We start from the raw sequence: 14,185 nt of genomic DNA, 5'->3' as shown, positions 1-14,185 counted from the left end.
GGGCAATGGTTTGGGCAAAAAAAAGCTCAAGGTGAAGTTGATTGCCTTGCACCTTGAGCTTTTCTGTATGTGAGTCCGACGGTTTATTCGACTTTAATCAGCTCGATATCGAAAATCAAAGCGGAATTAGGACCGATTTTAGGGCCGGCTCCTCTGGTTCCGTAAGCTAATTCAGCAGGAATGTAGAAACGGTATTTTGCCCCTTCTTTCATCAGTTGAACGCCTTCTGTCCAGCCGGCAATCACTCTGTTTAACGGAAAAGTAGCAGGTGCACCGCGGCTGTATGAACTGTCAAACTCAGCGCCATCGATCGTGGTGCCTTTGTAATGAACAGTGACACTGTCAGTTGCTGCGGGTGATGCACCTGCGCCTTCAGTGACTATCTCATATTGCAAACCGCTTGGGGTTGTTTTTATGGTGGGTTTTTTGGCATTTTCGGCTAGAAACGCGATGCCTGCCGCTTTATTTTCTTCCGGTGTGGTTGCGTTGGCTATGGAAAACACAGTAAATCCTATCAGTAGGGCGGCAAAAATCGAAAAAGCGCGGGTATAAAGTTTACTCACGGATTCTCCTTTCTAATTGTAATGGAGCCTATAGTCTATCAAAAAAACCACGATGTGCCTTTTAAATCATTTTGACAACGTGACATTTGATTATGGTACATCTGAGATCGCACCGCTACTTTGTTGGCAACATTCAATAACCATTTTTTGCGCAAATAAGTTTTGCGTCTGAAGCCGCCATGGCCTTCGTGATAAGCCAAATAAAGCTGTTTTGCGTCCCCTATTGGAATACCCAGTCGGGTGTGACTAATATGGTTATACCAGCCTACAAAATCGGTTGCGTCAGCAAAATTACTGCGGCTGGCCAACCAGCGTCCTGTATCTTTTTTATAATCATCCCAAGTTCCGTCCAGTACCTGCGCATAACCGTAAGCGCTAGTCGGCCTGAACCAGGGAATAAAGCCCAGAAGACGGGTTCGCGGTGGCTGTGCGTCTGCCACAAAACGAGATTCCTGGTAAATGAAAGCCATTTGAACAGGAATCGGTGTGCCCCATTTTTTATGAGTTTTGCGGGTGCTTTTAAGCCAATCACTCTTTTCAACAAAGGTTGAGCAGATATTATCAGGGTTTTTGGGCGGCGAGGATGTACAGGCGGATAAGGCAAAAACAGATAAAAGTAGTAGACTGTATCTCAATTTGATTAAAATCCATGAAGAAGAAAATTGTAGTGCGGGTGAATTGTTGATATTCATATCGTGTAGCCAAACAATTCTGAGCCATTACAGGCAACAAAGCCGGATAATCAACTAAAATAATAATTCTAACTTTATAGTGGGTTTAAAACTCCGGTTTCTCCCTTAGAAAACAGAGATTAAGTGGTCGGACGGACAAGCACGATGAGTTTAATGCCTAAGTGCCTCATGTCACCGTTTTTAGATTTGCTCTGATCGCCGTTTTAATGATGCCACCAAAATCTGATGTACCCAAGAGATGCAAGGTAATTTATGTCATACGAAAAACGATTTTATCGAAAAAAATTAACCTCACACGGTTTTATTTATCTTGGCGGCGAAGAGTATGAGATTACCCTGAGCAATATCTCTATTACCGGTATGCTGGCTGAACTTGCCACCAAAGAGCCGGAAAACAAGGTCGTAGAATTATTCGAGACGATCAAAATGAAGCCCTTGGCTGATGTTTACCTGCATGAGATGCGATTGGCTGGAGAAGTAGAAATTGTCAGATCCGATATCATTGATGGGCATTTGTATCTGGCTATGGAGTTTCGCACGATCGAGCATGACATTGATAATTTGTTTTACGAAAGACAAGTTTACCGTAAAAGCCTGTCAGCGCCTGGGCTTATCATTTTGAACGGTGAGCGCTGCCATTTTATGACGGTAAATGTTTCTGTAGACGGTTTAATGATTCGTTTGCCGCAGCTCATCCTGGTTGATGAGGGAACTGTGGCTGCATTCGATTTTAAACGCCTGGATATGCTGGGTGAAGTTAAAGTGGTGTGGGTCAAGCACCAGAATGGCGAGACCTTAATGGGGCTGGAGTATATTTATTTGGAAAAAACCTTTGTTAAAGGGGTTCCTCGATTTGCCCGGCCAAGATCGAGTAATGTTTAGTTAAAACGTATCTGCTCACCCCTTTCCCGTTTTATTGGGTGTAGGCGCTTGATTTCAAAGGACGCATTAATACTTCCCTGTAGCTCTCTGCAACATCCCTGTTGCAGAAGCCTTTTCAATCAATCACCTACACCCGCTATTCCAAGCGGGCGAGTAGCTACGTTAAAACCTTTGTTTATCTCTGTTGTTCCAATAACCAAGCGCCAGGGCATGAGCGTCCTCTTGGTTATCCCCTTTGCCCAGCAACCTTAATGCAACGGCAGCTGTGCCTGTTACCGCTGCTTCGGCATACTCATCACTGATCTCTCCACGCCAAAGCAAAACTAATTGTTGTGGGTCAAGATCATCCGGTTTCATATGGCGGCGTTGAAATAACGCAGGCCACAGTTCATCTGACAAAACGCCTTCGTGGACGCTTTGAACAAGACAATCGCCATCAGGGTTTCGTTCTACTTCTCCGCCTTCCCCTTTAAATACCGACACATGCGGCTGATTGAGCAATAAAGCGGCTTCTTGATGAACCTGCCGGTAGCCTGGATGAAAAATGCCCTGGATACTGTAAGCGGCATTGAAAGGATTGAGCAGGCGGACCAGGGTATGAACCGGTGACCGTAAGCCCATAATACGGCGAAGTTCAATGATTTCAAAAAGCTGCGGACAAAAATGTTCCAGTGACAAATAGCTGAATCTGTTTGAAAGCAGCTGCTGTTGCGATTCCTGCATTGAGGTAGCCGCTTGAATGCCTAAATAAGCCAATACGTTTTGAGTATAAATTCGGCCATTGGTATGCCCGCCTGCACCGTGCATAAAAACGCTGACGCCGTTTTCGGCAAGCAGCAATGCGGATAAAAGGAACCAGGGCAAGTGCCGCCGTTTACCTGCGTAGGATGACCAGTCCAGGTCGGCTGGTGATACGTCTAAAGGCTGAGTAAACGAATCGCGTGCTGCATGAACAAACCCTGCAAGTTCCTCTCTTGTTTCTTCTTTAACCCGCATTAACATCAAAAAAGCGCCGAGTTGAGACGGCAGCACTTCGCCGGCCATGATCATGCGCATGGCTTCATAAGCCTCATCACGGGTCAGTGCCCGCGTGCCTTTTTTACCTTTTCCCAGAATGCGGATAAACGGTGCAAATGGATGTTCTTCTTTGTCATAAGCCTGCATAGCCATCTTTATATGACCCTGAGCATTGGTACATAATGATCGACAAGAAGTCCGGCAAACATCAGCGTAATGTAAACGATGGAATAAACAAACGTTCGGATCGCGGTTTTATCGTCTTTGGTACGCATCATCAAGAGTGCAAAATAAATGAAACCCAGCCCCAAAGGAACGGCAAAGCCCAGATAAATAAGCCCGCTCATGCCCGTCAAATAGGGCAGCAAGGTGACAATCAGCAAAAGGATGGTATACAAAAGAATCTGCAAGCGAGTGAATTCAAGGGTATGCGTAACCGGCAGCATCGGAATATTGACCAGTGCATATTTTTCTCTTTTAGCGATTGCCAGCGGCCAAAAATGGGGAGGTGTCCAAACAAAAATGATCAAGACCAGCAGCAGGGCGTAAGGGTGTATCTCACCGGTAATGGCGCACCACCCCAATAAAGGTGGAGTTGCGCCGAATGCGCCGCCAATCACTATATTTTGGGGTGTCATTCTCTTGAGATAGCGCGTGTAGATGATCGCGTAGCCGAACATGGATAAAAAGGTTAGCACCGCGGTCAGCACGTTGACCCCAACTAATAGAATAACCATTGACGCCACGCCAAGAATGGTTGCGAAAACCAATACCTGATTAGGTTGTAAAAAAACCTGGGGTAAGGGTCGTTTAGGGTTGAGTTTAATATCAATTTCACGGTCGATGAAATGATTGACCGCAGCAGCCGATGAGGCGGCCAAGGCAATTCCGATGAGTCCCCAAAAGGCTAAATCCAGAGGCGGCAAGCCGGGCACAGCCAACAACATGCCTACAACTGCGGTAAAAAGCATTTCCGCTACGACATTTGGCTTGCAAAGGACCAGATAACTTTTCCAGAGGGGTGGCTGAATTATGGTCTCGCTATTCATTTTTTTAATCGATCTCAACGGGGTGATTTTGAAATAGAATACAGTGAACTATTGATTAATGAAATAGTCGGAAGCGCTAACATTTCTACAAAGAGGACGTTATGAAATATATAAAAATTTTGGGGCTCATGCTGGCCATAGGCGCATCATCAGTGAATGCCGAAACCAAAGTGCACGAGCATCAGCTTAAAAACGGCTTAAAAATTTTGGTGAAAGAGGATCATCGCTCACCGGTAGTAGTTTCCCAAGTCTGGTACAAGGTAGGTTCCAGCTACGAACCAAACGGTATCACCGGTATCTCTCACATGCTTGAGCATATGATGTTCAAAGGTACCGACAAACTGCAACCCGGTGAATTTTCGCGGATCATAGCGGCCAATGGCGGTAATGAAAATGCGTTTACTGGTAGAGATTACACGGCTTATTTTCAAACCATGGAAAAATCGCGGTTGCCGGTGAGTTTTGAACTGGAAGCCGATCGTATGCGCAATCTGAATTTGCTGGATGAAGAGTTGAAAAAGGAATTGCAAGTCGTCTATGAAGAACGCAGGATGCGCACGGACGATAATCCGAGGGCCAAGACGCAGGAACACTTTACCGCGATGGCCTATTCCAACAGTCCCTATAAAAATCCGATTATCGGTTGGCCGTCCGATATCGAGAATTACTCGATTGAAGATTTAAAAGCCTGGTATCAGCGCTGGTATGCCCCTAACAATGCGACCTTGGTGGTTGTTGGCGATGTTGAGCCTAAAGCCGTTTTCAGTCTGGCCGAAAAATATTTTGGCGAACTCAAACCCAGTGAAATTGTAGCCATTAAGCCGCAACAGGAAGTTCCCCAATTGGGCATCAGAAGAATGGTGGTGAAAGTTCCTGCCAAGCTTCCCTATTTGGTGATGGGCTATAAAGTGCCGGTGCTAAAGACTTCCGAGCATGAATGGGAAGCTTACGCATTGGAGGTCATGGCTGGCATTTTGGATGGCGGCAGCAGCGCACGTCTGGAAACCAATCTGGTCAGGGGCAAGCAACTGGCTGTATCGGTGGGGGCCGGTTATGGACTGGCGTCACGATTGGATGAATTGTTTATGCTGGAGGGAACTCCTGTACAAGGAAAAACTGTTAATGATTTGGAAGTTGCTTTGAAAGAAGAAATTGAAAAACTGAAATATGAGCTGGTGCAGCAAGACGAATTGCAGCGGATCAAAGCTCAGGTTTTGGCCAACGCTATTTACGAGCGCGATTCCATGTTCTATCAAGGCATGCAAATGGGGATACTTGAAACTGTTGGACTAGGCTGGCAAAAAGAGAATGAGTATGTCAAGAAAGTCAGTCAGGTTACTGCAGAACAAGTTCGGGAAGTGGCTCAGAAATACTTCAAGGATGATACATTAAGTGTCGCTTACCTTGATCCCCAACCGATTGCCGAACAGAAAACTGAAAAAACCAATGAGGGAGCCAACTGATGCGTATTTTTTTACTGTTAGTATTGATGACAATCAGTCCGCTGAACTGGGCTGCCGCAAAAATTGAAACATGGCAGACTCCCAAAGGCAGCCGCGTTTTTTACATTTATGCCCCGGATTTGCCGATGGCCGATATACGCATTACCTTCGATGCCGGGAGCGCCCGTGACGGCGCACAGCATGGGCTGGCCGCCTTGACCTCGGGTTTACTCGATACAGGAGCCGGCAAATGGAGCGCCGACGAACTGGCCCGGCGATTTGAAAGCGTGGGCGCCAATTTCGGTACCAGCGTGTCCAGAGATACAGCATCTTTATCACTGAGGACATTGACCGATCCGCCGTTGTTCGATAAGGCGGTTGAAACGATGAAAACCATTTTGATTCAGCCCGTCTTTAATCAGGCTGACTTTGAAAGGGAAAAAAATCGCACATTGGCGGCGTTAAAACACCGAGAGTCATCCCCCGCTGCTTTAGCCGACTTAACATTTAATAAAGTCGTTTACGGAGATCATCCCTATGCGCATTCTTCAGCCGGAGAAATTGAAACGGTTACCGCCTTGACTGCTGACGATCTTAAGAAGTTTTATAAGCAATATTACGTTTCCGCTAATGCCTTGGTCGTCATCGTCGGGGATTTAACCAAAAAACAAGCGGCCAAAACGGCCGAAGATTTATTGGCCGATCTGCCCGCCGGGCAAAAACCGACCGATATTCCCGAAGTCAGTTTGCCTAAGCATGCAAAGCTGCAGCATATTGAATTTCCTTCCACGCAAACCCATGTGTTGTCAGGATTACCCGGCATGCATAGAAAAGATGAAGATTATTTTGCGCTGTATGTAGGTAATCATATTCTGGGTGGCGGTGGTTTAGTCTCCAGACTGTTTGAGGAAGTACGGGAAAAACGCGGCTTGGCTTACGGTGCATCCAGCTCATTTGCGCCGATGTTTAGAAAAGGGGCCTTTAGCATGGGGCTGCAAACCCGTAATGATCAAACTCAACAAGCCCTGGATGTCATGACGCAAACACTGGCCGATTTTATTGAGACAGGACCGACAGAGGCTGAGCTTGATGCGGCCAAGAAAAATTTAACCGGTGGATTTGTGATGCGCTTTGATACCAACAGTAAACTGGCCGGTTATGCAGAAATGATTGGTTTTTATGGCTTGCCTTTGGATTATCTGGATACTTTTCCTGAGAAAGTGCTGGCGTTGACGGTCAACGATATTAAAGATGCTTTCAAGCGCCGTGTTAACCCCAAGTTACTGCAAACCGTAACGGTCGGAGAAGCCGTCAAAACGCGTGAAAAATAAAATCAGAATCATTGGCGGCGAGTGGCGAAGCCGCCAAATTACGTTTATCGATGCGCCGGGACTTAGACCTACTCCCGGCAGAGTCAGAGAAACGCTGTTTAACTGGTTGCAATACGATATACCGGGTTGCCGCTGCCTTGATCTTTTCGCCGGCAGTGGTGCTCTGGGCTTTGAGGCCGCGTCCCGAGGTGCTTCACAGGTGGTTCAGGTCGAGAATAATCAGGAAGCCTGTCGGCAGCTGCATGAAAATAGTGTTCATTTGGCGGCGCGTCAGATAAAAGTCGTCAATAGTGATGTTTTCCGTTTTTTAGCGGGCAATTCCGAACCTTTCAACGTTGTTTTTCTTGACCCACCTTTTGCTAAAGATATGGCCCTGCAAACCTGTCAATGGCTGGAAGATAAAAACTGGCTGACGAAAACGGCCAAAATCTATGTAGAGACGGAGAGTAATCTGGCGTTAAACGGATTACCGGACAACTGGCGCCTGCTCAAACAAAAAAAAGCAGGTGAGGTGGGTTATCAGTTGTTTGAACGAACCGGGTATGCATAGATTGACTCCTATCGGATCGAGCAGAGCACTGATTAGAAGTCCATCGGAACAAGATATTTCACTCCGAGTGATTTATGCCTTTTCCCGTAGAAAAAATCATTGCGGCGGTTGGTCAAAAAAGTGGCCTAACAAAAGCCGGCCCGGTTTTTTGAATATAACATTCACCTGCGATTGATCGGTAAGGCCAAGATGCGCCGTTCGATTTCATCCATCATTTGCAGATAGGCTTTTCCTTGCGTACCGCCATAGCGGCGCATCAATTCGGCTTCCGGGATAAATTCGGGTAAGTCGGAGGTCTTCGGCATAATATCGCTTTCGGTTACCGCTGCCAGTAGCGATTGTACTTGCCTTGCTTGCTGTTCGTCGGTGACGGCCAACTCGCCCATGAGCGTTCCGGCTCTATCGGCGGCAATATCGTTAAACGAAAAGCCGCTGCCGCCTTTCGAATCCTCTATTTCCTTGTACAAGCCCACGGCATCTGCCAATGGCGTACCAGCATAAGCGGCCAGTAGCGCAGAAACCAAATAGTGCTTGGTTAGGTCGTCGCGGTTCTGGAGCTTTACTGTTCTCCAATTGGGACGTGACCAGGTTTGGCTTTGAGAGATGAGTTTGCTCAAATTCTTTTGGTTAGCATAAAAAGCGAGCACCAATATGACTGCCCGGTTTTCTTTTATGGCCTCGCCGTTTTGACTGCGCTCTTTTGCCGCGCTAAACAGGGGCTGCATCAAGTCCGTCAGTTTAATAGGTGTACGGCTGGTTTGTGTCAACTCGGCCAAACGCCTTTGATAAAACTCAATTTGACTCAGTTCCTGAGGGGGGAGCATTACGCCGCTTAACCGGGCAGGCAAGTCAGTTCGCCATTGATACGTGATGACCAATTGCCGGTGTTCAAACCTGATATTTCTGACGGTTTTGTTAAATTCGTGCCAATCGAATAAGGTCTGACTATTCGTCAATACATAATTGACCCAGCTATTTGCTAAAAAGGCAGGAATAGGTAAATTACCCAGGCTCAAACTTTCAATCATCGGCAGTTTTTCGGTTTGCTTGATTTCTAGCCTGACATTGATAAAACGACCCAGCGGATTGGTGGGCAATGTGACCGTGGCTTCTACAATAGCCCGGCCTTTTTCGATAACCAGGCCCGCAACAGCCTGGGCATATTGATTTGCAAAATAATTGACGGCCAAATCCAGCTCTTCCTGCCGCAGCCTGGCCCTGACAACCGCGCCTGACCGTAACCGGCGGGGATCGTTCATTTGAATGAGTTGTTTGGCTCTGGCGATCCGTGCCGGTGACAAATCCGCCTGTTTTTTTAGTTTAGGCTCATCTTCCAATGCCAGGATAAGTAGGCCGGATAAGATGATGGGTAGAAGAATTACAGGCAATACGATCAGTTTTATCAGGTTCATGCTTAGCGTTATGCCTTGGACTTGTCGGGAGTTTTGGAATTATTGAATTAAGTGTGGCAAGTATAACGGTATGTTTCTATGTTGCCTGCCTCAACAGAGATTATTTGGAATCTCAAGCAGCTTAATAAAGACCCGGCCGAAACTCAGATGGGGTATTCCAAACGATAGACGGAAACGCACCGAATTTTTTGTTTCCTCTCCTGCTTATCCTGCGGTTTAATAAGGGCTTTATTGATATGTCTTGTAAATTGAATCGATGAACATCATACACGGTGGGTGGCAGCCTGAATCAAATGCTGATTTTATCCAGAATGGGCAATTTTATCTCTGGATTGAAAGCGATGAAGCAGTCAAGGCCAAAAAGAAAGCTACTTTTCATCCGCAACATCTTCATAATGAAGCGTTACTGATATTTTTGAGGGAAACGTTGGGTATTACGGCAGCTAATACCGACAGTGTGAGGCTGCAATCTATTTATTTGCCCAGTTTTCAAGGTGTTCCTTTACCATCGCCCGAATTGGGGCTGGATCTACCGAATGACGGCCCGGTTGAATTAGCCGAATTTCAAGTCTCTTGCTACCGGCTGCAGCAACCGGTTAAAGACATCAATCATATTCATTTTTTATGCTGTTATCAGGCGGCTAATACTCGAATAGGCAGCGACTTTTTATTCTGGTATTACTTTTCCCAATCCCTCAAAGATATTTTTTATAAGGATCGGTTCATCCCTGCGTTGATCGCTCACAACAACAGAGGCAAAACAGAACTTTACCGCAGCTGGAAAATCATTTCCCCTCACTATGAGGCGTTGATTCAACATGCTTTGCAACAGATTCCTTTAGCCTGTCATTTGGGATATGAGCCGGAATCGTTGTTACGCCATTTTTCGGAAGTCTGTATCAGCGGCATTCTAGAAAAGGCATTACACGATTTGCCGCAGGTATTTCTGAGCAAGATCAAAGATGAAGTGATCACCGATATCTTGTCAGTCCGCAACGCATTTAAACCGGTTTTTAACTTACCGGCTAAATTGCCTCCGGCATTGCAGCATTATGTCCAATGGCAACAAAGACTAAGCGGTAATGATCAAGAGCTGCTCTCTCAGTTAGGCTTGCAATTACACGAAGCGCCTGCTGAACAGCCTGATTCATGGCTTTTGGAGTTTTTTCTGAGCAGCACGCAAGACCCTTCGTTGAAGTGGGCGCTCAGTGAATTTTGGCAATACCCTCAAGACGATCATCCTTTGCTTTTCAATCAACTGGGCTCGCATATAGAACAGCAGGTTTTAACTCAGTTGGCGCATGCGGCCAAAATTTATCCCAAACTGTGGGCCGGTCTGGAAACGCAAACGCCTGAATCTGTGACTCTGACCTTGGATGAGGCCTTCGAGTTTTTGCAAGAACAGGCCTGGGTCCTTGAGGATGCAGGCGTAAAAATTATCGTGCCTGCCTGGCTGACACCCAAAGGCAGACAACGCGCCAAACTCCGGTTACAAACCGGCAGCAAAAGCAAAACCGGTTCAGCATCGGCCAAAAGCTATTTATCTCTGGATAACATGATTGAGTTCAGCTATGAGTTCGCAATTGGCGATCAATCGGTTTCGGTAGAAGAATGGCAGCAACTGGTTGCTTCCAAAGTCCCGTTGGTGCAATTTCGTGGTCAATGGGTGCAACTGGACCGCGAAAAAATGCAGGAAATGCTGGCGCTTTGGCATCAGCAGCAAAATGAACAGCAGCGCCTGTCGATTCAGGAACTTCTCAAAAAATTGGCCGAACAGGACGAATTTGAGGTCAATGTTGAGGACAGCTTGGCGAATATGCTGGAAAAGCTGAATGACAATAGCCAATTTGAGCCGATTGAAGATCCTGAGTTACTTAATGCAAAGCTGCGCGACTACCAAAAACGAGGCGTGGCCTGGATGCGTTATTTGGAATCATTGGGTTTAAACGGTTGTCTGGCTGACGATATGGGGCTGGGCAAAACCATGCAGGTGATTGCCAGCCTGGTCCTGGAAAGAGCCGGTGACAAAATAGCCCCAACACTCTTGGTTGCTCCTACCTCGGTGTTGGGCAATTGGCAGAAAGAGGTGGAAAAGTTTGCGCCGCATTTAAAAACGTTTATTCATCATGGAGGCGGCCGGGAAAAAGAGCGTCAAGCCTTTCAAAAGGGCAGCCAAGAGGTGGATTTGGTCATTACTTCGTATACCTTGGTGCGCAAAGACGCCGCGCTGATAAATGCCTGCACCTGGCAACGCATCGTTCTTGATGAGGCGCAAAATATTAAAAATCCTAAAGCGGCCCAAACCAAAGCTATTTTGACGCTGGATGCCCCACATCGACTGGCGTTAACCGGGACACCCGTTGAAAACAGACTCATGGACCTCTGGTCGATTTTCAACTTTCTCAATCCCGGCTATCTGGGCAAGCAGGCTCAATTTCGCAAGGTCTATGAGCTGCCGGTACAACGGGATAATGACGTCAAACAATCAGCCATACTTAAAAAGCTGATTCAACCCTTCATGCTGCGCAGGTTGAAAACTGACAAAAACATCATTAAGGATTTGCCGGATAAAATCGAAGGCAAACAATATTGCAATTTAAGCAAGGAACAAGCGTCGCTTTATGAGGCGGTGATTAAAGACGTTGACCGGCAATTGGATCAATCGGAAGGAATTGCAAGACAAGGTTTGATGTTATCCACTTTGATGAAACTGAAACAGATCTGCAATCATCCGATGCAGTTTTTACAAGACGGCAGCGCCTTTACCGCGGATCGTTCTAATAAACTGGAGCGCCTCGGCGATATGCTGGAAGAAGCCTTGGCCGAGGGTGACAGTGTGCTGGTGTTTACTCAGTTCACTGAAATCGGCGAATGCCTTGAACGTTATTTGCGCAGAGAGAAGCAGGTACGTACATACTATTTACACGGCGGTACTGCGCGGCAAAAACGCGAACAGATGATCAATCAGTTTCAGGATCCCGACATGCCACCTTCGGTATTTGTGTTATCGCTAAAAGCTGGGGGAGTGGGTATTACTTTGACTCGAGCGAATCATGTCTTTCATTTTGATCGCTGGTGGAACCCTGCGGTAGAGAATCAAGCTACTGATCGTGCGTTTCGTATAGGTCAGCAAAAAAATGTGTTTGTCCATAAGTTTGTTACGCTTGGGACTCTGGAAGAGCGCATAGACCAAATGATCGAAGACAAGCAAAAAATGGCCGACACAATAATCGGCAACGATGAAAGCTGGTTGACGCAACTCGATAATGACGCATTTAGAGCGTTGATTGCTCTCAATAAAAACAGCGTAATGGCGGACTAGATTATGAAAATCAGTAAAACATGGTGGGGACAACAATTTTTAGCGGCTCTTGAAAACTTTACCGATAGCGGACGTTTGGCAAGAGGTCGTTCGTATTCGACGGATAATCGAATCAAAACCTGGAAACTGGCAAAAGGAATTGCCAGCGCCACGCTTCGCGGCAACATCAATCCTTATTTTGGTGTGTACAAAGAGCCCACATATCACGTCAGTGTAAAAATGCTTCCGTTATCCGGAGCCCAATGGGAACAAGTGATTGCACTGTTCAGCCAAAAAGCGAGCGTCATCTCCAAACTCTTGATTAACGATATGCCTGAGTCGATCGAAAATGAATTCAAAGCGGCGGATACTCATTTGCTGCCGCAAAGTTACAAGGACTTTATTGTGCAGTGCGATTGTCCTGACTATGCGGTACCTTGCAAACACATTGCCGGAGTTTGTTTCCGTTTGGCACAGCAATTTGACCATAATCCGTTTTTACTCTTTGAAATGCGCGGCTTGTCACCGGAAAAACTGAGAAAGGAGTTACTCAAATCGCCATTGGGAAAAATACTGGCCCAGGGGCAAGAAACAACCCAGCCAAGTTTGATTCCGGCAGAGCATTTTTATACACAACCAAAACCGCAGGAATTACCCAAACAAATCACTTCCCACCAATTTTGGCAGGGTCAAAAGCCGCTACCCAAAGCCATTGAATCACCACAAGAAGCCTTGATTCCGGCACTTGTCATTAAGAAAGGCGGTGATTACCCGGAATTTTGGCAGAAGCAGACTTCGTTTATTAGCGTTATGGAAGATTTTTATTTACGCATGCGAAAACTGTGTTTGAGGGAGCTGTCATGATGAGCAATAAATCAGTTGTCCCGTTTCAGTCATCGATCGAATAGAGCTTGTCGAAGGGGGCTTGAAAGCTGGATGTTGTGATCGCGGCAGGCCGACTGCCTGGTAAAAACCGTAAGCTGAAACGATTAGCGAGATACTTCCTTTTCTCCGGACACAAACTGCATGACCTCTTGCCACCAGGGTAAATTGGGTGTCAGAGGCAGGGTGTTATGGCCCGCATTTTTGAATGACCAGAGTTGTTTACGATGGGGCAGAGAGTTGAACAGCTTCAAACTGTTCTTGTTGGGGATGATTTGATCCTCTTCAGCTATTAAAACTGCGGCATTCCCAGAATAATCATGCAAATTATTAACCGTATTGAATTTGTCGCGGATCAGCCATTTGGCCAGAAAAAACCAGTAATGGTGTTGGGCAACATTGGCCAGGCTGTCAAACGGGGTCATTAACACAATACCTTTTATTGGCACTTGGCCTGACTTTACAATAGCGCCGGCGACTCCGCTGCCAAGCGATTCACCCCACAGAAAAATAGGACCACCAAAGTCGTCTAGTGCCTTTTTTACGGTTTCAAGACCATTTGCGAGCAATGCCGGTTCAGAGGGCCCGCCCTCTCTGGCGCCATAGCCGGGATACTCTGCCAAAATGACACGATAATCGAGCTTTTCCAGTGCGTCAAAATAATAACTCCGGTCTACAGCCGAGCCTGCATTGCCGTGAAAGACGATGACCGTGCCTTTATAGTCTGAAACTGGCGATTTGGACATCAGCCCCAGATAGGTGTCAGTTGTCGGCCAAAGTTTCAAGTCAAGCTGATCTGCCAGTTCTTGTTGCCTAGTTGGTGAATGCTTCCCGGGGAAATAAATAAGACTGCGCTGTAACAAAAACACAACAAGGAGTAACAGCAGATAAGGCAGCAGAATCGAGAACATTCGTTTGATGACCGTCATTGGGATTGAATCGATTGAAAATTATAAATTTTTTTATTCCCCTCGCCTAACCGGCAATGCCGTTAAGTTAAGCGTATTTTGCAGGAACGGGCCATTTACGCGATCTAAGGTAGTTCAATCGTGGGCATGGCCCGT

Annotated in this window: 12 protein-coding genes; 6 read left to right on the top strand and 6 right to left on the bottom strand. The window is 46.5% G+C overall.

Features of this window, described 5'->3' with window-relative positions; all coding sequences use genetic code 11:
* Positions 1-83 precede the first annotated feature (83 nt).
* Positions 84-563, bottom strand: a complete 480-nt coding sequence (locus GO003_RS04450; protein WP_159657826.1) for an FKBP-type peptidyl-prolyl cis-trans isomerase — start codon at positions 561-563, stop codon at positions 84-86.
* A gap of 38 nt (positions 564-601) precedes the next feature.
* On the bottom strand, positions 602-1,255 hold the full coding sequence (locus tag GO003_RS04445; protein WP_159657828.1) for a transglycosylase SLT domain-containing protein: 654 nt from the start codon (positions 1,253-1,255) through the stop codon (positions 602-604).
* 252 nt (positions 1,256-1,507) lie between these two features.
* On the opposite strand from GO003_RS04445, the gene GO003_RS04440 reads away from it, so the two are divergent.
* Positions 1,508-2,137, top strand: a complete 630-nt coding sequence (locus GO003_RS04440) for a PilZ domain-containing protein (protein ID WP_159657830.1) — start codon at positions 1,508-1,510, stop codon at positions 2,135-2,137.
* Between the two features lie 162 nt (positions 2,138-2,299).
* Here GO003_RS04440 and GO003_RS04435 read toward each other — a convergent pair whose 3' ends face one another.
* Entirely contained in the window at positions 2,300-3,307 is a 1,008-nt protein-coding gene (locus tag GO003_RS04435; RefSeq protein ID WP_159657832.1) for a glycosyl transferase family protein, read from the bottom strand.
* A gap of 2 nt (positions 3,308-3,309) precedes the next feature.
* Positions 3,310-4,203 carry a heme o synthase gene (gene cyoE, locus GO003_RS04430; RefSeq protein ID WP_159657834.1) on the bottom strand — a complete coding sequence of 298 codons (894 nt, stop codon included), beginning with the start codon at positions 4,201-4,203 and terminating at the stop codon, positions 3,310-3,312.
* 101 nt (positions 4,204-4,304) lie between these two features.
* Between cyoE and GO003_RS04425 the strand changes: the two genes are divergently transcribed.
* The 3 genes from GO003_RS04425 to rsmD are packed head-to-tail and all read left to right on the top strand — an operon-like array spanning position 4,305 to position 7,526.
* Complete coding sequence (locus GO003_RS04425; protein WP_159657836.1) at positions 4,305-5,666, top strand: M16 family metallopeptidase; 1,362 nt, start codon at positions 4,305-4,307, stop codon at positions 5,664-5,666.
* Positions 5,666-6,976 (top strand): M16 family metallopeptidase, encoded by a 1,311-nt coding sequence (locus GO003_RS04420; RefSeq protein WP_159657838.1) that lies wholly within the window; start codon positions 5,666-5,668, stop codon positions 6,974-6,976. The genes GO003_RS04425 and GO003_RS04420 overlap by 1 nt, the downstream gene beginning before the upstream one ends.
* The gene (rsmD, locus tag GO003_RS04415; RefSeq protein WP_159657840.1) at positions 6,966-7,526 is read left to right on the top strand and encodes a 16S rRNA (guanine(966)-N(2))-methyltransferase RsmD; all 561 of its coding nucleotides are present in this window, start codon (positions 6,966-6,968) and stop codon (positions 7,524-7,526) included. Before GO003_RS04420 ends, rsmD begins: the two co-directional genes overlap by 11 nt.
* A gap of 161 nt (positions 7,527-7,687) precedes the next feature.
* Here the strand turns inward: rsmD and GO003_RS04410 are convergent, their stop codons facing one another.
* A complete protein-coding gene (locus GO003_RS04410; RefSeq protein ID WP_159657842.1) occupies positions 7,688-8,938 on the bottom strand; it encodes a hypothetical protein in 1,251 nt (416 codons plus the stop codon).
* Between the two features lie 256 nt (positions 8,939-9,194).
* Here GO003_RS04410 and GO003_RS04405 point away from each other — a divergent pair, with 256 nt between their 5' ends.
* Both GO003_RS04405 and GO003_RS04400 read left to right on the top strand, forming a co-directional pair.
* The gene (locus tag GO003_RS04405) at positions 9,195-12,260 is read left to right on the top strand and encodes a DEAD/DEAH box helicase (RefSeq protein WP_159657844.1); all 3,066 of its coding nucleotides are present in this window, start codon (positions 9,195-9,197) and stop codon (positions 12,258-12,260) included.
* 3 nt (positions 12,261-12,263) lie between these two features.
* Entirely contained in the window at positions 12,264-13,103 is an 840-nt protein-coding gene (locus tag GO003_RS04400; RefSeq protein ID WP_231088817.1) for an SWIM zinc finger family protein, read from the top strand.
* A gap of 125 nt (positions 13,104-13,228) precedes the next feature.
* On the opposite strand, the gene GO003_RS04395 is transcribed toward GO003_RS04400, so the two are convergent.
* Positions 13,229-14,050, bottom strand: a complete 822-nt coding sequence (locus GO003_RS04395; protein ID WP_231088816.1) for an alpha/beta hydrolase — start codon at positions 14,048-14,050, stop codon at positions 13,229-13,231.
* Positions 14,051-14,185 lie beyond the last annotated feature (135 nt).

This window comes from Methylicorpusculum oleiharenae (assembly GCF_009828925.2).
GTDB classification, from domain to species: Bacteria; Pseudomonadota; Gammaproteobacteria; order Methylococcales; family Methylomonadaceae; genus Methylicorpusculum; species Methylicorpusculum oleiharenae.
This window is presented reverse-complemented; position numbering and strand designations above follow the sequence as displayed.